The 21,048-nt window shown below is 69.5% G+C and carries 13 protein-coding genes; 5 read left to right on the forward strand and 8 right to left on the reverse strand.

Annotated elements, in window-relative coordinates; translation table 11 throughout:
- Nucleotides 1–79: 79 nt before the first annotated feature.
- The 4 genes from TSH64_RS25555 to TSH64_RS25570 all read right to left on the reverse strand — a co-directional run bounded on the left by TSH64_RS25555 (nt 80) and on the right by TSH64_RS25570 (nt 10,806).
- The gene (locus TSH64_RS25555) at nt 80–3,217 is read right to left on the reverse strand and encodes an ABC transporter transmembrane domain-containing protein (RefSeq protein WP_247873148.1); all 3,138 of its coding nucleotides are present in this window, start codon (nt 3,215–3,217) and stop codon (nt 80–82) included.
- A 169-nt stretch (nt 3,218–3,386) separates the two neighbouring features.
- Nucleotides 3,387–3,923, reverse strand: a complete 537-nt coding sequence (locus TSH64_RS25560) for a class I SAM-dependent methyltransferase (protein ID WP_109449338.1) — start codon at nt 3,921–3,923, stop codon at nt 3,387–3,389.
- A gap of 150 nt (nt 3,924–4,073) precedes the next feature.
- Complete coding sequence (hmgA, locus tag TSH64_RS25565) at nt 4,074–5,378, reverse strand: homogentisate 1,2-dioxygenase (RefSeq protein ID WP_109449340.1); 1,305 nt, start codon at nt 5,376–5,378, stop codon at nt 4,074–4,076.
- A gap of 130 nt (nt 5,379–5,508) precedes the next feature.
- On the reverse strand, nt 5,509–10,806 hold the full coding sequence (locus TSH64_RS25570) for a filamentous hemagglutinin N-terminal domain-containing protein (protein WP_146208138.1): 5,298 nt from the start codon (nt 10,804–10,806) through the stop codon (nt 5,509–5,511).
- Between the two features lie 339 nt (nt 10,807–11,145).
- On the opposite strand from TSH64_RS25570, the gene TSH64_RS25575 reads away from it, so the two are divergent.
- On the forward strand, nt 11,146–11,898 hold the full coding sequence (locus TSH64_RS25575; RefSeq protein WP_247873149.1) for a ParA family protein: 753 nt from the start codon (nt 11,146–11,148) through the stop codon (nt 11,896–11,898).
- Nucleotides 11,899–11,915: 17 nt separating this feature from the next.
- Nucleotides 11,916–12,659 (forward strand): DUF3102 domain-containing protein, encoded by a 744-nt coding sequence (locus tag TSH64_RS25580; RefSeq protein WP_109449344.1) that lies wholly within the window; start codon nt 11,916–11,918, stop codon nt 12,657–12,659.
- Between the two features lie 27 nt (nt 12,660–12,686).
- Here the strand turns inward: TSH64_RS25580 and TSH64_RS25585 are convergent, their stop codons facing one another.
- A complete protein-coding gene (locus tag TSH64_RS25585) occupies nt 12,687–13,250 on the reverse strand; it encodes a hypothetical protein (RefSeq protein WP_109449346.1) in 564 nt (187 codons plus the stop codon).
- Nucleotides 13,251–13,527: 277 nt separating this feature from the next.
- Here TSH64_RS25585 and TSH64_RS25590 point away from each other — a divergent pair, with 277 nt between their 5' ends.
- Nucleotides 13,528–14,436, forward strand: coding sequence for a LysR family transcriptional regulator (locus TSH64_RS25590; RefSeq protein WP_109449348.1), 909 nt, complete (start codon nt 13,528–13,530; stop codon nt 14,434–14,436).
- 16 nt (nt 14,437–14,452) lie between these two features.
- On the opposite strand, the gene mmsB is transcribed toward TSH64_RS25590, so the two are convergent.
- From mmsB to TSH64_RS25605, 3 genes are all read right to left on the reverse strand, one after another.
- Nucleotides 14,453–15,334, reverse strand: coding sequence for a 3-hydroxyisobutyrate dehydrogenase (gene mmsB, locus TSH64_RS25595; protein WP_109449351.1), 882 nt, complete (start codon nt 15,332–15,334; stop codon nt 14,453–14,455).
- Between the two features lie 53 nt (nt 15,335–15,387).
- A complete protein-coding gene (locus tag TSH64_RS25600; protein WP_109449353.1) occupies nt 15,388–16,533 on the reverse strand; it encodes an acyl-CoA dehydrogenase family protein in 1,146 nt (381 codons plus the stop codon).
- A 151-nt stretch (nt 16,534–16,684) separates the two neighbouring features.
- Nucleotides 16,685–18,184 (reverse strand): CoA-acylating methylmalonate-semialdehyde dehydrogenase, encoded by a 1,500-nt coding sequence (locus TSH64_RS25605; RefSeq protein ID WP_109449355.1) that lies wholly within the window; start codon nt 18,182–18,184, stop codon nt 16,685–16,687.
- Nucleotides 18,185–18,453: 269 nt separating this feature from the next.
- Between TSH64_RS25605 and TSH64_RS25610 the strand changes: the two genes are divergently transcribed.
- Entirely contained in the window at nt 18,454–19,542 is a 1,089-nt protein-coding gene (locus TSH64_RS25610) for an AAA family ATPase (RefSeq protein ID WP_282188123.1), read from the forward strand.
- A 209-nt stretch (nt 19,543–19,751) separates the two neighbouring features.
- Nucleotides 19,752–20,867, forward strand: coding sequence for an NADH:flavin oxidoreductase/NADH oxidase (locus tag TSH64_RS25615; RefSeq protein ID WP_109449360.1), 1,116 nt, complete (start codon nt 19,752–19,754; stop codon nt 20,865–20,867).
- Nucleotides 20,868–21,048 lie beyond the last annotated feature (181 nt).

Below are 21,048 nucleotides of genomic sequence, written 5' to 3' on the forward strand. Positions count from 1 at the left end.
ATGCATCCCCCTCACCCTAACCCTCTCCCCGGGGGGGAGAGGAAATGCTTGGTGCGCCTGCCCTACTGCGTCCATTTCATCATACTTCCGTTTCGGATCGGCTATCCGCAGGGGCCGCCTCCGGGGCCGCCTCCGGGGCCGGGACCGGAGGCGGGACGGCGGGGGCTTCGCTGGTCAGGCGCTTGCCGATCTGCTGGATCACCCGCATCGGCAGGTCCGGCACCGACGACAGCAGGCGCAGCATGGTCGGCCCGTCCAGCCGCAGCAGCCGCAGGTCGGTGCGGGCGCGGATGGTGGAGAAGCGGCGCACGCCGGCCAGAAGCTCCAGCTCGCCGATCACTTCGGGCGGCTTGATGTAGGCGATGTGCAGCGGCGGCTGGTTGTCCGGCATCAGCCGCACCAGCTCCGCCTCCCCTTCCGCCAGGACGAAGGCGAATTCCGACTGTTCGCCGCTGCGATAGATGAAGTCGCCGGCCGCGACCGTGCGCCATTCCGACGCCGCCAGCAGCCGGCGCAGCACCGTTTCCGGCAGGTCGGAGAAGACGGGCGAGCGCGACAGCAGGCGCAGGGCCGGCTCGTCGGTCCCCTCCCCCTCTCCCGGCACGGTGTCCTCGTCCTGGTCGGCGCCGATGTGGCCGCGCCGGACCAGCCGGCCGTCCTCCAGGTCGTAGAGCGCGTCGAAGGCGGGATTGTCGGAAATCCGCTCCTCCAGCACGATCAGCGTCATGGTCGGCAGCAGCTCCTTCATCGCCTGGAAGATGCGCAGCCGTTCCTCGGGATCGTAGCTGTTCAGCGCCTGGTAGATGACGAAGATGTCGGGCTTCTTCATCAGGCCGCGGATCAGCTGGACCCGCTGGCGCACGCTGATCGGCAGCAGCGAGCCGCCGATGCCGACCTCGCCCAGCGCCACCAGGATCAGCACGAAGGCCCGTGCGTCGGTGCGCTCCAGCGCCTCGTCCACCAGGGCGCGGAGCTTGGTGATGGCGCGCGGATCCTCGGTGGTGATGCGGCCGAACAGGAGGTTGTCCATCACGTTCAGGCGCGGGTGGTAGAGGTCGGGGTGGAAGATGGCGACCTTGTCGCGCAGCTCGTGCGGCATGTCGTCGAGCACGCGGGCGCGGATCGCCATGATCGCCTCGCGCTCCGCCTGCGGGATGAAGTCCATGCCGTCGCGCTTGGGCACGATCATCAGGAACATGGTGGCGAACAGCAGCGTGTCGGCCTCCTGATGGCGGCGCTGCGGCCGTTCGGACCGGCGCTTCAGACGGGTGACCGCCTCCACCAGCTCCTCGAACAGGGCGTCGTCGATGTGCGGGTAGCGCATGATCATGACGTCGCCGTCGTCGCTGTCGCGATAGACGCCGACCACCCGCAAGGCGAAGCGCCGGCCGATGCGCACGGCGGAGTCCCACAGCCCGTGCTCCTCCATCAGGCCGCGGACGGTGGGGTTGCAGACCATGCGGGCGACGGTCAGCCGCTTGCCGTCCGGCAGGCCGGCCAGCATGTTCTCGGCGATGCTGGCATAGGGGTTGAAGCGGTCGCGCTCGAAGCGGGCCAGCAGTGCGTCCATCCCGCGTTCGGCGATGGCGTCGCGCAGCCAGTGGCGGGCGCGCAGCAGCGGCTGGGCGACGAAGGGGTAGTCGTCGGGGTCGAACACCTCGCGCAGGCCGCGCTGGTAGACGGCACTCTCGCCGCCGGTGGCGGCCAGGCATTGCATGAACCAGGGGCGCAGGCTGGTCCAGTCGGTGGCGCCGATCATGCCGAAGTCGGTCCAGATCCCGTCCATGCTGTCGGTGGAGTTGCCCGACGCCTGGGCCTCGACGATCTCGCGGCGGCGGGCCGGGGTCATGCTGTCCGGGTCGTCGGCCGGCGGGCGGTGGCGCAGGCCGTAGGTGATGTTCTGCATCATGCTGCCGGTGAACATGCGCGGTTCCGGGCTGGCATAGGCCATGCGGCGGCCCAGCAGATCCAGCGGCAGCTCGTCCAGCGCGCGGTCGCCGATGGTGATCCGGCCGGAGGTCGGCGGCGACAGCCGCACCAGCACCTCGGCCAGACGGCGCAGCGCCAGCGCGTTGGTGCCGGCGATGCCGATGAGCGCGCCCGGCGGCACCTCCAGCGACAGGCGCTGCAGCATGCGGTCGCCGTATTCGTTGGCCCAGGTCACCGCCTCCAGCCGCAGCGGGGCCTTCAGGTCGGTCGGGGTGGCGGGGGTCGGCGTGGCCCAGTCGAACAGGAAGGGGGGAGAGAACTGCTCGGCGATCTGCTCGTACTTGATCTGGGCGTCGATCATGTTCTGGTAATAGTCGAGCAGCTCCTTCCAGGGCGCCGTCAAGTCCTTGAAGGCCGAGAGCGCCGCCACCAGGGCGCCGATGGTCATGTTGCCTTGCAGGACCAGATAGCCGCCGATGGAGAACAGGAAGAAGGGCGTGATTTGGTTGATGAAGTTGTTCAGGAACTTGACGAAATACTTCCGCTTGTAGATCTCAAGCCTGATCCAGTAGATGCTGCCGAGATATTGCGAGAATTCGGCCAGCACGTAGCGGACGGTGCCGTTGACGCGGACCTCGCGGATGTTCTCGACGCTTTCGCCGATGCGTTCGGACAGCTGGCGGACCTTGCGCACCCGCTCCTTGCCCAGCAGCTTCACCTTCAGCTGAAGCTTCGGGATGATATAGGCCTGCACCGGGATGAGGGCGACCGACACCAGCCCGATGGTCGGCTGCTGGATGAACAGGAACAGCAGGATGGTGAGCATCGTGCCGCCCTGGTAGAGCGGCTGGGCGAAGGAGTCGCCGATGAAGCCGGCCAGCGGCTCGGTCTCCGACGCGACGGTGGAGATCAGCTCCCCCTGGCTGACCTTGGAGAAATGCGGCAGCGGGAAGCGCAGCATGCGGTCGAGCAGGATGAAGCGCAGGCGCCGCACCTGCCGTTCGCCGACCACGCCCTTGAAGGTGTTGATCCGCATCTTGAAGGCGCCGTTGGCGAGCACCAGCGCCAGGAAGGTGAAGCAGAGAACCAGGAGGTAGGTCACCGGCCCCATGGCGACGCCGAGGATCTCGCGTTCCGGCTGCGGGTCCGACAAGGCCCGGTTGATGATGATCTTCGGCAGTTCCAGCGAGGCGTAGAGCACCGGGAAGGAGGCGACCGTCAACAGGGCGAGCAGGATCTGCTGCCGCCCGCTGTGCTTCCAAATGAACTGAAAAATGTTGCGGTTCATCAATGGCCTTCAGCGTCGCGGCCTTCAGCGTCGCAGCCGTCGCCGGCCGCCCCTGTCATGCAGCGGAGGATGAGGGGAAATAAATTGGCGTGGCCCGGTCCGTTTTCCAACGGCGCTTTTGCCATGCGCCCTTTTTCAATCCACCCTGCTTCGATCCCCCCTGCTCCGCTCAGCTTTCCACCCTCCAGGCATGGTAGGTCCAGCGTTCGTCGGGCGGCAGGTCGAGCCGGGTCCAGTTGGGACGGTCGAGCGGCCGGTCGGACAGCACGACGCCGCCGGGCAGCACCAGCGCATCGATCAGCGGCGCCAGCCACGCCGCCTGCGCGGCGTCATGGTTGCGGTCGGTGCTTCCGAAATCGGCATGGGCCAGCCGGGCGCAGCGGCCGAACCGCTCCGCCGCCGCCGGCATGGTCTCCTTGAAATCGCCGACGAACAGGCGGTCCTCGTCGGGCGTCAGCTCCGGCGGCACGCGGACCCACATGTCGAAGACCAGGATGTCGCGCGGCGGGAACAGGTGGCGCAGATGGTCGAAGGTGCGGCCCTTGCCCAGCCCCACCTCCAGCACCAGCCCGTCGCGGCCGGCGACCTCATGCTCCGCCCAGGCCAGCGCGTTGCGCTGCACCGTCATGCGGTCGATCATCCGGTCGAGCAGAGACCGGCTTTCCCCGCCATTGCCACCATCACCATTCCCAACACCGGCCGCCATCGGCCCTTCTCCCCTTGCCAAGCGCCCGAATGGCACGGGTGCAGTGTGGAAGTCCGCGCGCGCGCCGTCGAGACAAATTGTCGCGTGGTCGGGAGCCGGCGGCCGTCCTGTCGCCCTGCCCTGCCCTGCCCAGCGTCAGGGACGCTTCCTTCAGGGACGGTTGGGGTCGAAGCGCTTCGCCAGCCCCTGCCAGCAGCGATAATAATCGTGCTGCAACTCCGCGGTTTCCAGGGCGTGGCGCGTGGGACGGATCACCGCACGGGTCTCCACCATGAAGGCCATGGTGTCGGCGACCCGCTGCGGACGGCTGGTGTCGGCGGCCGTCGCTTTGGCGAAGGTTTCGGCATCGGGGCCGTGGCCGCTCATGCAGTTGTGCAAACTGGCGCCGCCGGGCAGGAAGCCCTCCTCCTTCGCATCGTAGACGCCATGGATCAGCCCCATGAACTCGCTGGCGACGTTGCGGTGGAACCAGGGCGGACGGAAGGTGTCCTCCTGCACCAGCCAGCGCGGCGGGAAGATGACGAAGTCGATGCTGTCGACGCCGGGGGTGTCGCTGGGCGAGTGCAGCACCAGGAAGATCGACGGGTCGGGATGGTCGAAGCCGATCGAGCCGATGGTGTTGAAGCGGCGCAGGTCGTATTTGCAGGGCGCGTGGTTGCCGTGCCACGCCACCACGTCCAGCGGCGAATGGTCGATGCGGGCAGTCCACAGAGCGCCGTCGAACTTCGCCACCAGCTCGAAGTCGCCGTCGACATCCTCGTACCAGGCGTCGGGCGTCAGGAAGTCGCGCGGGTTGGCAAGGCCGTTGGAGCCGATGGGGCCGAGGTCCGGCAGGCGGAAGGGCGCGCCGAAATTCTCGCAGACATAGCCGCGGCCTTCGCCGTCCGGCAGCTCGACACGGAAGCGGATGCCGCGGGGGATGAGCGCGATCTCCTGCGGCTCGACCTCCAGCACGCCAAGCTCGGTGAACAGGCGCAGGCGGCCCTGCTGCGGCACGATCAGCAGCTCGCCGTCGGCATCGTAGAAGAAGCGGCCCTCCATCGACCGGTTGGCGGTGTAGAGATGGATGCCGCAGCCGGTCTGCGCCTGCGGCCCGCCATTGCCGCCCATGGTGGCGAGGCCGGCGATGAAGTCGGTCGGTGCGTCCGGCATCGGCGGCGGGTTCCAGCGCAGCTGGGTCGGCGGGGCCGGCACCTCGTCGAAGCGGCTGGTCAGGCGGCCGGACTCCAGCGGGCGGAAGGGTTCGTGCACCACCGCCGGGCGGATGCGGTAGAGCCAGGAGCGCCGGTTGTGGGCGCGGGGGGCGGTGAAGGCGGTGCCGCTGATCTGTTCGGCATAGAGGCCGTAGGGCGGGCGCTGCGGCGAGTTGCGGCCGACGGGCAAGGCGCCGGGCAACGCCTCGGTCGCGAATTCGTTGCCGAAGCCGGACCGGTAGGTGAATGCGGAGGACGTCATGCGGGCTGCTCCCTTCTGCGAGGAGCGCCGGCGGCAGGCGCCGGGCGCGACCATTTGCCGCTGATATAGTTTCTTTTGAAACTATGCGCCAGGGGAAAATGGGGGTGGCCGCTGCGGGAGCCTTTCCCCCTCAGTTCATCGGGCGGTCGGGCAGGTCCAGCAGGAAGTCGCCGCCCTCGTCGTAGCCGGCGGTGCGGATCACGCCGTATTGCGGGGTCTGCGGCGCCTCGCTGGTCACATCCTGGCGGACCTCCTGATAGAGGGCGTAGCCGCTGCTGTCCTTCGGCAGGCCGAGCACCCGCTTCTTCAGCGCCACCGCGAAGGGGGAGTTCACCTCGCCGTCGGCAACCGGCTCGTCGCCGCCCGACGACAGGGCCATGACCGAGCGGCGCTGCCGCATCTCCGTCTCGCTGGCGAGGCGGCTGGCATCGACCTTCTGCTCCTTGGTGAAGGCGCCGGAATAGCAGCTGTCCGACACCACCATCACATGCTTGGCCGGCATGCGGCTGAGGAAGCGGCCGATGTCGTTGTTCGACACCCAGTTGCGGGCGCTGGTCGTCTCCGCGTCGGCCGGCAGCCAGTAGCCGGTGCCGGTCTCCGCCAGCTCATAGCCGTGGCCGGCGTAATAGACCATCACCTGGTCCTGCTCGCCGACCTCGCGGCCGAGCTTGCGCAGGGCGTCGCCGATCTGCGCCTTGGTCGGGTTGCGCAGCACCCGCGTCTCGTAGCCGAGCTGGTCGTTCAGCGCCTTGCCCACCGCCTTGATGTCGGCGTCGGGCGTGGCAAGCGCCGGGATGGCGCCGTCGCGGTAGCTGTCGACGGCGATCATCAGGGCGATCTTGCGCGGCTTCGGCGGGGCGGCCGGGTCGGGAGCGGAGGTCGCGCTGTCGATGGCGATGCGCTGCTCCGTCGTCTTGCCGGCCTCGTCGGTCATGGTCAGGGTGGCTTCCTTCGCCCCCGGCTCCACCGGGATGCTGGTGCGGAACTGGCCCTGCTCGTCGATGAAGACCCAGCGGCCGTTCACCCGCGCCTCCGCCAGATTGGCGCTGTCGGCGACGACGCCGCGCAGCGTCATGGTGCCGCCGCGGGTGCGGCCGCCCTGCGCCTGCCGCAGGCTGGGCAGGGCCGAGGCGGCGGACGGGCGGCCGAGCATGTCCGCCGCCGCCGGGTTCGCCACCAGCTGGCGCAGCGCGCCGGAGAAGGCCTGGGTGCGCTGTTCGCGCTCGACCCGCTGCACCATGGCGAGGTAGGTGCGGGCGACCTGGGGCGGCAGGCTGGCCTGCGCCGCCGCGGCGCGCACCTGGGCGTAGCCGCCGGGCTGGCCCGTCGCGCTGTTCTGCAGGATGCCGCCGACGCGCGACGCCACCGGGTCGCTGCTGGCGGTCAGCCCGCCGATCAGGGTGGCCACCGGCACGCTGGCCAGCACCGCGCGCTGTTCGGCCAGCGACAGGCCGCCGCTCGCCAGCGCCGTCACCGCCTGGACCATGCCGCCGTTGCCGGCCGCCTGGATGAGGCTGCCGGCCGCCGCCTGCACCTGCGGGGAGGCCAGAAGCTGCGGCCCCGGCTGCGACAGGGTGGCGCCGGAGGAGTAGGCCGCCGTCGCGTCCGCCGTGAAGGAGACCGAGCGGCCGGAGGCGAGCACGACCGTCGCCGGGCCCGGCGGAGGCGGCGAAGGCGGGGCGCCGTTGGACGGGGCGCTGTTGGAGGCGGAACTGCCGCCGGCCGACTGGGTGCCCTGCCCTGCTGTGGTCTGGGTGGCCGCGGTCTGGGTGGCCGTGCCTTGGTTGGCCGTGCCCTGCTCCAGCGTCGCCAGCAGGGTCTGCGGCGTGGTCGCGCCCGCCCTGGTTCCGGTGGCCGTGGTTCCGGCGGTCGCGCCGGTGCCGGTCGTGGCAGTGGTGGTGACGGTGGTGGTCGTTGCCGGGGTCGTGGCGATCTGGGCCACCGTTTGCAGCGCCGCCTGCACGGAGCTGGAGGCGGACGCGGCGGACTGGCTGCCGCCCGTCGTGGTGGTCGTTCCGGTTTCCGGGGACGCGGTGTCCGTCGTTCCGGTGCCTGTCGTTCCCGTGCCCGTGGTTCCGGTCCCGGACGTGTCCGTCCCGGTCCCCGTCGACGGGGTGGTGGTGGTCGGCGTGCTGGTGGACGGCGTATCGGTTCCGCCACCGCTTCCGCTGTCGGTGCCCGGAGTGGCGGGCGTCGTCGGCGTTGTCGGCGTCGGGTCCGTCACCGGCGGCGTTACCGGCGGGGGCGGAGGGGGAGGCGGCGGCGGCGGAGGCGGAGGAGGAGGTGGTGGGGGCGGCGGCGGCGGCGGAGCCGGCGTGCTGCTGATCGTCACGGCGCCGTTTCTGTACAGGGCGGAGGCGGTCCCATGGGGGCCGGCGGTCCCGGCGCTGCCTTGCAGCGACACCTCTCCGGCGGCGGCCACGATCTGGATGTTGCCGTTGTTCTCGGCGTCCAGCCCGATGCCGGCGACCTCGAAATCGGCGGACGAGGCGCCGCCCTTGCCGGCGATGGAGACGCCGCCCGACGACAGCAGCCCCACCCTGCCCTGGAGCATGACACCCCAGGACTCGATGGAGTCCGCTTCGCTGGCATCGCCGTCGATCAGGATGGCGTTGGCGGCGGTGGAACCGGCCGTGACGGTCGGCCCGCCCTGGTCGTTGCTTTCGATCAGCACCCCGGCGTTCCGGCTGTCGGACCGGGAGGTCGCCTTGCCGTGGATGGCGATCCGGCCGGTGGCGGCGCCGATGGTCGAACTGCCGTTGATCAGCACGCCGTGGGTGCCGCTGCTGTACCCCTCGCCCTCGCCGCGGATCGAGATGGAGCCGTGGCCGGTGTAGAGCGAGCTGTTGGCGATCGACACGCCGGCCCAGTCGCCATAATCGGCGCTGGCCGCCATGCTCGCCGGATCGCTGCCGCCGCCCAGGACGATGTCGCCGCCTGCGGTCGCGATGCTGCTGCTGCCCAGGCTGATGGCGCCGCCGTTGCCGCTGCGGTTGCTGTTCAGCGTGACCGGCCGGTCGGCGGCGACGATGTGGCTGTCCATCAGGGAGATGCCGGATGCCGCCCTGAGCGTCACGGCACCGTCGGAGGTCAGGCTGCTGTCGTCATCCAGGAACAGGCTGCCGCCCGACTCCAGCGTGATCGGGGCATTGCCGTTGCGGATGACGGCGCCGCTCAGCTGGATGTCGCGGCTGGAGTTGGCGCCCGCCCTGATGTCGATGGCCCCGTTGCCCTGCACCGTGATGGAGGAGTCGTCGGTGACGCGGATCGCATCGTTGCCTTGGGAACTCTCGCCATGCCCCTCGGTGCCGGTGATGGAAACGGCGCCGCCCCCGGTCTGGAGTGCCGAGGACGACAGCAGCACGCCGACATTGTCGCCGTAATAGATGCCATTGCCGCCCTCCCCGTTCAGCGTGATCGAGCCGGTCCCGGTGGTCAGCTGGCTGTCATACAGCGCGATGCCGTGGTTGCCGTCACCGTTGTTCTCGCCGCCGTGACCGTTGATCAGGATGGAGCCGGCGCCGGTCGAGACGATGGTGTCGTGGAACTCCACGCCGGCCCGGTCGGAGCTGGGCGAATAGCCGCCGGATATGCCGGTGGCGGGCTTCATCGCCGGGTTGGAGCCGCCGCCGACGATGAAATTGCCGCCGTTGGTGGTGATGGCGATGGGCGACGTGCCGGAGGTGGCCGCCGTCCGCACGATGCCGTTGCCGGTGCCGGTCGCGGCGTTCAGGGTGAGGGTGAGGGCGCCGGCACTGGACACGATGCTCTGGTTGACGACGATGTTGCGGTGGGCCTTCAGCGTCAGCGACGCATCCCCGCCGGCCGACTTCGTGATCGCCTGATCAATGGTGATGTCGCCCGCATCGGTCCCCGTCGATTCGGTTTGCAGCGTGACGCTGGTGCCGCCGTTCAGCGCGGTCTGGATGGCATCGGCGGTGATGGTGCCGCCGGTCGCCGCCACTGTGAGGTCGGTCGGGTCGAGCAGCCAGAAGCCGCCGACGCCTGTCCCCTGCCCTGTTCCGGACCCGGCATCGACGCTGCCGCGCACATGCAGCGACAGCTTGCCCGACGTCTCGACGAAGCCGCCGCTGCCGCCGGCCGCCCCGCCGCGGGCGGACACGGCGCCGTCGAAGCGGGTGCTGCCGTCGGCCCACACCACCACCTTGCCGCCCTTGCCGCTGTCGGTCGCGTCGGCGGCGATGCTTGCCCCCTGCGCCACGACGGTCTCGGCGGAGGGCGGCACCGGCTTGCGCGCCGGGCGGATGGTGTAGCCGGCCAGCGTGGCGGCCGATGCCCTGCCGCCCTGCACGTCGCCGCCGATCAGCACCTCCCCGCCCCCGGCGGGACCGGAGGCGGTGATGCGGGCGGTGGCGGTCAGCGCCGTGCGGTTGCCCGACACGGTGACGGAGCCGCCCTTCTGACCGGCGCCGCTGCCGCTGGCGTCGATGCTGCCGGAGACCTCGACCTCGCCGCCGTCGCCGAGCAGGACGATGTCGCCGCCCTGCTGCTCCACCCGGCGGGCCTGGACGGTGCCCGACATGTTGACGACGCGGTCGACCAGCCCCTTGGCGGCGCTCGCCGTCATCTGCACCCGGCCGCCGTCGGCGAAGATTTTGCCGCTGTTGCTGACCAGCGCCTCGACCGGCTTGCCGTCGGCGCCGACGGGGCGGGCGTCGGTCTTCGTATCGGATTGGGCGTCCACCGCGATGTTGATCTTCTGGTCGCCGAAGAGGTCGACGACGAAGCGGCGGCCCGACGCCAGCGTCACCTCGCCCATGCGGGCCTGGATGGTGCCGCGGTTGGCGACGCCGGGGGCGACCAGGGCCGCCAGCCCGGCCTGGGCCACCGTGATCGTGCCCTCGTTCTCCACCGTCGCGGTGGAGCCGGCGCGGCCTTCGAAATTGTAACGGCCGGCCATGAAGTCGGCGTTGCGGATGTCGTGTGTGGTGGCGACCAGCCCGCCGACATCGACCCGGGCGTTCGGGCCGAACAGGATGCCGTTGGGGTTGACCAGCCAGACCTGCCCATTCGCGGTCAGCCGCCCCATGATCGCCGACGGGTCGGAGCCGGTGACGCGGTTCAGCGTGATGGCGGCGGCATCGGGTTGCTGGAAATTGGTGTGCTCGCCGTCGCGGATGCCGAAGCGCTGCCAGTCGATCACCGCCTTGGGCGTCGACTGGATGATGTCGAGCCGGCCGGGGGCGGTCGTGTGGATGGTGGCGGCGCCGTCGGTGACCACGCCGCCTTCGGGGTTGGCAAGTGCGGGGAGGGGCAGGGCGAGGAATGCGGTCAGGATCGCCAGGCGCGCCGCCCCGGCCAGCGCCGTGCTGTGGCGCAAGGCCGCCCGGCGCCGCAGGCCGTCCCGTCGGAACGCCGTCTTGTCAACCGCCCGCTCGCCAACCGTCGTCCGCCCCGATCCCCGCATCACCGACCCAACCCCCATTGCCGCCGCCGACTCTTGCGGGAAGGCAATACGCTGTTCAAAACCCTGGAATGCGAAACATTTTAGCGACCGCGCGCCGGTACGGAAATCCCGAAAGTGGTGACAGATTGTTTCGTGGCGGCAACAGAGGCGGTCGGGCCGGGGCAGGGGCAAGCGTTACCGGTAACGGAAATGGCGGCGAGGCGTTACCGGTAACGGCTTTGGCGGTACAGAAACCGCCTATTTCCATGGCGCAGGTGCCGCCTTTGCCCTTTCGGGGAGCGGGGCGATCCGCTAAGAAGAAGGCCATCAGACGACTGGCACGCGATGCAGGGGGAACAGATGGCCGATCCGACCGCCGTCGCCACAAGGAAATCCGCGGGCAAATCCACAGGTAAATCAACCGGCAGGCCGGCAGCCCAGGGCGCCGACGGCACGGTAAACAAGGCTGTGCCGCTGCCTGCGCGCTGGGTGGTGTACAGTGCGCCGAAGGGCGGGACCGGCAAGACCACCAGCTGCAAGAACACCGCCGTCGCCGCGGCCAAGGACGGCATGCGGGTGGCGACGCTGGATTTCGACCCGCAGCGCACGCTGGGCCAGTGGCACGAGCTGCGCCGTCCGCACGATGTGGCGTCCATCGACCATTACGAAGGAACGCTGGACGACATCGAGGCGGCGCTGGCCCAAATCGATCCCGGCCGCTACGACGTCGTCTTCGTCGACACGCCGCCGTCGGTGGAGCTGTATCCGGAGGCGACCAAGATCCTGCTGCGCCGCGCCGATCTGGTGCTGGTGCCGACCGGGGTCGGCCGCTTCGACAAGATGAGCGTCATCCCCTGGATGGAGTTCCTGCGCGACTATGGCCGCCCCGCCGCCTTCCTGCTGAACCGGGTCAAGCGCCGGTCGGTCAGCCTGCGCGAAGCGAAGCTGGAGCTGGGCCGGGTCGGCCGGCTGGTGCCGCACGAGGTGCCGGACATCGAGGACATGCACCGGGTCGACGATGTCGGCTGCTCCATCGTCGATGTGGGTGCTGTCAACGGCGCCGACGAATGCCTTGGCGCCTGGTACTTCATCCGGCACGAGCTGGGGATCTGAACCCGGGGGATCTGATTATGGCCAATGTGAAGTCCTTCATGAAGAAGGTGGCGGAGCAGGGCAAGGCCGCTCCCCCGCCGGATGCCAAGCCGGAGGTAGCGTCTACGCCTGTGCGGTCAGGGGCCGCCGTGGCGCCGTCGAAGGCGGACCGCCGGGCGTCGGATATCAGCGACGCCATCGTGCCCTGCCACACCCGGCAGGAATTCGCCCAGGAAATCCGCTATCACTGGAACCGCAGCCGCAAGGAGTTCCTGTCGATCGGCCGGTATCTGAACCGCGCCAAGGAAATCCTGCCGCATGGCGACTTCGAGGCGATGATCGAAAGCGACATGCCGTTCTCGGTCGAGACCGCCTTCCGCTTCCGCGCGGTGGCGGAGGCGGTGGACACCGGCCGGCTGTCGCTGGACGTGCTGCCGGGGGCGGAAAGCGTCGCCTACCAGATCGTGACCATGACGCCGGACGAGCTGGAGCGCGCCAAGGCGCAGGGGCTGATCCGTCCCGATGTGACCCGCCGCCAGCTGATCGACTTCAAGCGCTCGCTGCGCCCGCCGAAGGACGTGACGCCGAACGACCGGCGCCGGCAGCTGCTGGCCGACTATGCCCGGCTGCGCGTCCGCATGGCGGAAATCCGCGACGAGCTGCGCCGCGATCATGGCATCGACCCGGAGCATGACGATCATGGCCGGTCGGGCCGCACCGGCGTCACCATCGATGTCGAGGCGGAGGATATCGGGGCAGACGCCGAGGACCAGGAGCGGTAAAGCTGGCTGTCCCGGCTTTACCGCCTGTCAGTGGTTGTGCGAGGTGTGGGAGGCGGGACTGTCGTCGCCGCGGCGCGACGGCGGGCTGCCGCCGCCCAGCAGGTTGGTCAGCGACCGGAAATCCCGCTGGAAATTGCTGAAGAAATCGCCGTCGCCGCCGCGCGACGTCCGGGCGCGTGAACTGGCCAGGCTGTGGCTTTCCGGGCCGCCGACGCTGCGGCCGCTGCTGCGGATGCGGCGCTCCGGTGCCTTCGGCTTGCGCGCGGGCGTGAGCAGCGGCGGGGGAGGGGCTTCCGGCAGCGCTGCGGTTTCGGGGGCGCGGGCAAAGGCGTCGCCGCACAGCCCGCGGTCGGACGCCTGTTCCAGGCGGCCCGGATCGAGCCGCCAGCAGTCGAAGGCGCCGGTCTGCGGCTTCGACGGTGCGGGGGCGGGCAGGGGAGCGGCGGACTGCTGGTATGCCTCCTGGGCCTCCGGTGCCGACAGCAGCGGTTCCGCCGTGGCCGGGCCTGCGGCAGGCATGACGAGCAGGGCCGCAAGTGCCGCCACCATCACCGATCCGCTGACCCCCGCCGTCCGGCCTTCGCCCGGCATTCCGTATCCTCTTGCTGGTCGCATCGCCGTCGCTCAACAGATAAACGCAATGGAGCGCCGGTTCGTCCGCGCGAAATGGGGGCGCTGCCCCGGAAGATGCGGTACCCCTTCGGATCAGGCTCTTTCGGCCATCCACCAACGTTTGGGGGGAAGGGGAGTGCGGCCCGGCGGGTGATGGTGTCGCAGGGGCGGGTTGGCACTCTTGTCAGGCGGGCGGCTTGATGGGAGAGTCCGGCCCCTCATCCACCCTGCAAGAACGGACGGCGCGCCGGCGGACATGGCCGATTTCAACTGGAACGACCTGCGCTTTTTCCTGGCGGTGGCCCGGGCCGGCACGCTGACCACGGCAGCCCAGCGGCTGCGCGCCGACCACACCACGGTCAGCCGCCGCATCACCGCGCTGGAGGAGGCGCTGCGCGTCACCCTGTTCGAGCGCCGGCCCAGCGGCTTTACCCTGACGCCGCAGGGCGAGCGGCTGAAACAGACGGCGGAGGTGATGGAGAGTGCCGCCCTGCTGGCCCAGGGCATGGTGGCGGACGGCGATCTGGCTCTGGCCGGTGCGGTCAGGATCGGGGCGCCGGACGGCTTCGGCAGCTGTTTCCTGGCGCCGCGGATCGGCGCCTTGTGCGAACGCCATCCGGAGCTGGAGGTGCAGCTGGTCGCCATGCCGCGTGTCTTCAGCCTGTCGAAGCGCGAGGCCGACATCGCCATCAGCCTGTCGTGCCCGCAGGAAGGGCGGCTGTTCGCACGGAAGCTGACCGATTACCGGCTGGGGCTGTACGGCACCGCCGCCTATCTGGGGTCACGGCAGGAAATCCGCAGCCGCGGCGACCTGCGCGGCCATTCCTTCGTCGGCTATATCGACGACCTGATCTTCGCCCCGGAACTGGACTATGTCGAGACGATGGGGGAGGTGGCGCCGCGCATCAAGAGCAGCAGCCTCGTCGCCCAGCTGAAGGCGACGCTGGCCGGGGCCGGCCTGTGCATGCTGCCGGCCTTCATCGCCGCCGGCGAACCGGATCTGGTGCCGGTGCTGCCGGAAGAGGTGACGATCACCCGGTCCTTCTGGCTGATCGTTCACGAGGATCTGCGCTCGCTGGCGCGGATTTCGATGACCGCCGACTACATCGCCGATCTGGTGCGGCGGGAGCAGGCGCTGTTCCTGCCCCCGCCGGCCACAGTCTGATTTACCGCAGCCTGATTTACCCCTCGCCGCGCAGCATGCGGATGATGCCGGAGAAGTCGGCGCCGCCTTCTCCTTGCGCGTTCATCAGCGCGTAGAGCTGCGCCGCCGCGGCCCCCAGCGGGGTGGGAGCACCGGCGCCCTGTGCCGCTTCCTGGGCCAGCTTCAGGTCCTTCAGCATCAGCGCCGCCGCGAAACCGGGCTGGTAGTCGCGGTTGGCCGGGCTGGCGGGGACCGGGCCGGGCACCGGGCAATAGCTGGTCAGCGACCAGCACTGGCCCGACGAGGTCGACGACACGTCGAACAGCGCCTGATGCGACAGGCCGAGCTTCTCCGCCAGCACGAAGGCCTCGCAGACGCCGATCATCGAGATGCCGAGGATCATGTTGTTGCAGATCTTCGCCGCCTGGCCGGCCCCGGCACCGCCGCAATGGACGATCTTCTTGCCCATGGCCTCCAGGAGCGGGCGGGCGCGCTCGAAGGCGTCCGTCTCGCCGCCGGCCATGAAGGTCAGGGTGCCGGCGGCGGCACCGCCGACGCCGCCCGACACCGGCGCGTCGAGCGAGGCGGCGCCCGTGCCGGCGGCCAGCGCATGCGCCTTGCGGGCGGACTCCACGTCGATGGTGGAGCAGTCGATCAGCAGGGTGCCGGGGCGCGCCACCGGTGCGATGTCGCCATAGACGCCCAGCACATGTTTGCCGCCCGGCAGCATGGTGATGACCACCTCGGCCGCCGCGGCGATGGCGGCAGGGGAGGCGCCGATGGTGACGCCGGCCGCCTTGGCCGCTTCGATGGCGGCGGGCACGAGGTCGTAGCCCACCACCTGATGCCCCGCCTTCACGAGGTTCGCGGCCATCGGGCCGCCCATGTTGCCCAATCCGATGAAACCGATCACCGCCATCGTCGCGTCTCCCGTTGCTTTGGTTTTTTGGGTTTGGTTTTTGTGGTTCGCTCTTACGCCATCCGCCCGATCTCGCTGCGCGAGACGATCAGGCGCATGATCTCGTTGGTGCCTTCCAGGATCTGGTGGACCCGCAGGTCGCGCACGATCTTCTCCACGCCATAGTCCGCCAGATAGCCGTAGCCGCCGAACAGCTGGAGCGCGTTGTTCGCCACCTCGAAGCCGGTGTCGGTGGCGAAGCGCTTCGCCATCGCACACAGGCGTGTGGCGTCCTGGCTCTTCGCATCCAGCGCCGAGGCGGCGCGGTGGACGAAGGTGCGGGCGGCCTCAAGCTCCGTCGCCATGTCGGCGATGCGGAACTGGAGCGCCTGGAAGCGGTCGAGCGTCTGGCCGAAGGCCTTGCGCTCGCTCATGTAGGTCAGCGCCTTGTCCAGTGCCGCCTGCGCACCGCCGATGGAGCAGGCGGCGATGTTGATGCGGCCGCCGTCCAGCCCCTTCATGGCGAACTTGAAGCCCATCCCCTCCTGCCCCAGCAGGGCAGAGGCGGGGATGCGGGCGTCCTCCAGGATGACGGCGCGGGTCGGCTGGGCGTTCCAGCCCATCTTGTGCTCGTTGGCGCCGAAGGAGAGGCCGGGGGTGTCCGCAGGCACCAGGAAGGCGCTGATGCCGCCGGGGCCGTCCTCGCCGGTGCGGGCCATGACGAGGTAGAGGTCGGAGCTGCCGGCGCCGGAAATGAACTGCTTGGCGCCGTTGAGGACGTAACTGTCGCCGTCGCGCACGGCCTTCGTCCGCAGCGCCGCGGCGTCGGAACCGGCGTTGGCCTCGGTCAGGCAATAGCTGGCGAGCCAGTCCATGCGGGAGAGCTTCGGCAGCCAATGGGCCTTCTGCTCGTCGCTGCCGAAATTGTCCACCATCCCCGCCACCATGTTGTGGATGGAGATGTAGGAGGCGATGGTCGGGCAGCCCTGGCTCAGCGCCTCGAAGATCACCACGGCGTCGAAGCGGCTCAGCGCCGAGCCGCCATGCTCTTCGGACACATAGATGCCGCCCATGCCGAGTTCGCCGGCGGCGCGCAGGGTGTCGATGGGGAAATGCTTCTTCTGGTCCCACTCGACGGCGTTGGGCGCCAGCTCGTCGCGGGCGAAGGACAACGCCATGTCGCGGATGGCGACCTGGTCTTCGGTCAGTTCAAAGGACATGCGTCACCTCCCTCCAAATCCCCCTCTCCCCCCCGGGGAGAGGGTCGGGGTGAGGGGGATGCGTTGCGGGACCTTTGTGGAAATCCTGCGGTGCTTCCCCCTCACCCTAACCCTCTCCCCGGGGGGGAGAGGGGATAATGTGCTTAACCCATCACTCCATGGTCGGAATGACGAAGCTGGCGCCTTCCTTGACGCCCGAGGGCCAGCGGGAGGTGACGGTCTTGGTCTTGGTGTAGAAGCGCACCGCGTCGGGGCCGTGCTGGTTCAGGTCGCCGAAGCCCGAGCGCTTCCAGCCGCCGAAGGTGTAGTAGGCGAGCGGAACCGGGATCGGAACGTTGATGCCGACCATGCCGACATCGACGCGGGATGCGAAGTCGCGGGCGGCGTCGCCGTCGCGGGTGAAGATCGCCACGCCGTTGCCGTACTCATGGTCGTTCGGCAGGGCCAGCGCTTCCTCGTAGGAGTCGGCGCGGACGACGGAGAGGACCGGGCCGAAGATCTCCTCCTTGTAGATGCGCATGTCCGGCTTCACCTCGTCGAACAGGCAGCCGCCCATGTAGAAGCCGTTCTCGTAGCCCTGCATCTTGAACTCGCGGCCATCGACCGCCAGCTTGGCGCCTTCCTTGACGCCGAGATCGACGTAGGACTTCACCCGCTCCAGATGCTCGGCCGTCACCAGCGGGCCGAAATCGGCGCTGCTGTCGGTCGACGGGCCGACCTTCAGGCTTTCCACCCGCGGGATCAGGCGGTCCATCAGGGCGTCGGCGGTCTTCTTGCCGACCGGCACGACGACGGAGATCGCCATGCAGCGCTCGCCCGCCGCGCCGAAGCCGGCGCCGATCAGTGCGTCGGTCGCCTGGTCGAGGTCGGCGTCCGGCATCACCAGCGCGTGGTTCTTGGCGCCGCCGAAGCACTGCACGCGCTTACCCGCCGCACAGCCGCGGTTGTAGATGTATTCGGCGATCGGGGTGGAGCCGACGAAGCCCACCGCCTTGATGTCACGGTCGTCGAGGATGGCGTCCACCGCCACCTTGTCGCCATGGACGACGTTGAGGATGCCCGCCGGCAGGCCGGCCTCCAGCATCAGCTCGGCCAGCTTGACCGGCACGCCCGGCGTGCGCTCCGACGGCTTCAGGATGAAGGCGTTGCCGCAGGCGATGGCCGGGGCGAACTTCCACATCGGGATCATGGCGGGGAAGTTGAACGGCGTGATGCCGGCGACGACGCCCAGCGGCTGGCGCATCGAATAGATGTCGATGCCGGGGCCGGCGCCGTCGGTGAACTCACCCTTCAGCAGATGCGGGATGCCACAGGCGAACTCCACCACCTCAAGCCCGCGCTGGATGTCGCCCTTGGCGTCGACGATGGTCTTGCCATGCTCCAGCGACAGCAGCAGCGCCAGCTCGTCGTAATCGCGCTGGACGAGGTCGAGGAAGCGCATCAGCACGCGGGCGCGGCGCTGCGGGTTGGTGGCGGCCCAGCCGCGCTGCGCCTGCTTGGCGTTCTCGACCGCGGCGCGCATCTCCTCGACGCTCGCCAGCGGCACGCGGGCGCGCACCTCGCCGGTCATCGGGGAGTAGACGTCGGCGAACCGGCCGGACGTGCCGGAAACCAGCTTGCCGCCGATCAGGTGCTGAAGTTCGGTGGTCATCCTATTGTCCTCCCTCGGGATTGTTTGTCACCATGTGTACCCGGGCGGCCCTTTGGGGCGACCCGAAACTTTGCGCATCGGTTGTGCAGGAATGCAGCAAGGGGTGTGCAGGACGGCCGGGCGTGGCTGGTTCCGCACTCGGCCACCCTGTCCCCAAAGGTGTGTGGAGAGTTGAAACCCCACCGCTTATAGTGCGCCCGCGCAGTCCGGACCGGAATTCGATCCGGGCCGTGCGGGGATTGCCGCAGAAACGGCGAAGCGGAATGGACATGACCAGCCACGAAGACGTCTTCGACACGCCGGAGACACGGCAGCCGACCATCCTGTCGGTCTACAACCAGAAGGGCGGCGTCGGCAAAACGACCACGTCGGTGAACCTCGCGCTCGCGCTGGCGGCGCTGGGCAAGAGCGTCGTGCTGATCGATTTCGACCCGCAGAGCAGCGCTACCAGCAACTTCCTGCTGCGCGACAAGGCCAAGGTCGGCATCAACGACCTGCTGCGCAAGGAAACCTTCGTCGAGGATGCCATCACCCCGACCGCCTTCGACGGGCTGTCGATGATCGTCGGCGCGCGCAAGCTGTACTCGCTGGAGCATGCGCTGGACAGCCGCGGCGGCTCGCAGCGGGGCTTGCGCAAGGCGCTGCATTTCTCGCGCAACCCGCCGGACTATGTCGTCATCGACTGCCCGCCGGCGCTGGGCCATCTGGCGGCCGGTGCCTTGGCGGCGTCGGACCGGCTGATCGTGCCGGTGTTTCCGGGGCGCTATGCGCTGGACGGGCTGCGCCGCACCTTGCAGGTGGTGGAGCATATCCAGAACGGGCTGAACCCCAGCCTGACGCTGGCCGGCATCCTGATGCTGTCGATCACCAACGACGAGGTCGGGCGCGAATCGCTGACGCAGCTGCGCAACGAGTTCCCCGAGCAGATGTTCCGCACCGCCTTCCCCTATGACGTGGATGTGGTGAAGGCCACATACCGCCGTATGCCGGCGGCGATCTTCACGCCGGAAGGACGGACGACCAGCCGCTTCGCAGCCCTGGCCTGGGAGATCGTCCATGGCCGTGGCACCACGCCCGACGACGCCCAGCTGAAGCCGGCGCTGGAGCGCATCCGCGGGTGGCACGAGGCGACCGACACCTCCTACAGCGCGCGGCGCGCCTCCTCCATCGACGAGGGCGACGAGCCCGGCGGCAGTGCTGGCAACGGCGGGCGGCAGGCGGAGCGTGCGCAGTCCGCCGGCCGCGGCGGGATGGGGCTGGCGTTTGTGGGACTGGTGGTCGGGCTGGTGGCCGGCTTCGTGCTGGGGGCTGTCGCGGGCCAGCCGATCCTGGGCAGGCTGCTCGGGCTGGGGGGGTGAGCCGTTTCCTGTTCCGGGGCGGGCGGCTCCGGTCCGGTGGGCTGCTGCCTGCGCAAGGGTATCCGCAGCCATGCGGCAATCGTGGGGCGTTTGGCGGCGGGACGGCTTGGTTGAGGCTGGGGCTGACCTAAATCTCCCCGATCCGCGGCAGGGGTAGGCAAACACATTACCCCCTGCCGCCACCGACACGATCGAGACGGGAATTCCTAATGTCCGCTCTGTTCACGCCCTTCACGCTGAAGGACGTCACCCTGCGCAACCGCATCGCGGTTCCGCCGATGTGCCAGTACAGCGCCGTCGACGGCGTCGTCAACGACTGGCATCTCGCCCATTATCCCGGCCTTGCCCGCGGCGGCGCCGGTCTGGTGATCGTCGAAGCGACGGCGGTGTCGCCGGAAGGCCGCATCACGCCGGGCTGCACCGGGCTGTGGACTGACGCCCAGGCGGAGGGGATGGCGCGCATCGCCGCCTCCATCGCCGCCGCCGGTGCCGTTCCCGGCATCCAGATCGGCCATGCCGGCCGCAAGGCCAGCGCCAACCGCCCGTGGGAAGGCGACGACCACATCGCCGAGGGCGATCCGCGCGGCTGGGACACCCTCTCGCCGTCGGCGGTGCCCTTCGGCCATCATCTGCCGAAGGTGCCCAAGGCGATGACGCTGGACGACATCGCCCGCGTCCGCGCCGATTTCGTCGCCGCCGCCGTGCGCGCCCGCGATGCCGGCTTCAAGTGGCTGGAGCTGCATTTCGCCCACGGCTATCTCGGCCAGAGCTTCTTCTCGGTCCATGCCAACAAACGCACCGACCGGTATGGCGGCGACCTTGCCGGGCGCAGCCGCTTCCTGCTGGAGACGCTGGCGGCGGTTCGCGAGGTGTGGCCGGAAAACCTGCCGCTGACCGCCCGCTTCGGCGTGATCGAGTATGACGGGCGCGACGAGCAGACGCTGGCCGAATCGATCGAACTGGCCCGCAACTTCCGCGCCGGCGGGCTCGACCTGCTGAGCGTCAGCGTCGGCTTCTCCACCCCCGACGCCCATGTTCCGTGGGGGCCGGCCTTCCTGGCGCCGGTCGCCGAGCGGGTGCGGCGCGAGGCGGAGCTGCCGGTGGCGGCGGCCTGGGGCATCGATGCGCCGAAGATCGCCGACCGCACCGTCGCCGACGGGCAGCTCGATCTGGTGATGGTCGGCCGCGCCCATCTCGCCAACCCGCATTATCCCTACCGCGCCGCCAAGGAGCTGGGCGTCGAGCGCCCGTCCTGGGTGCTGCCGGCGCCCTACGCCCACTGGCTGGAGCGGTATCGGGCGACCGACACCGTCACGGCGGACTGACGCCAAGCGGCTCCGGGGGGACGGCTTCGGAGTGTGAACGCATAATCACCCTCTCCCGGGGCGGGAGAGGGTGATTATCGCCACCTGCGATGCTCGGTGAATGTTCGGTGAAGATTTGGTGACGGCGGCAACCGTCCCGTGTTCGGCGGGTTAAGCGATGGCCGCGCCGCGGACCGCATCC

The sequence above is a fragment of the Azospirillum sp. TSH64 genome, assembly GCF_003116035.1.
GTDB lineage: Bacteria > Pseudomonadota > Alphaproteobacteria > Azospirillales > Azospirillaceae > Azospirillum.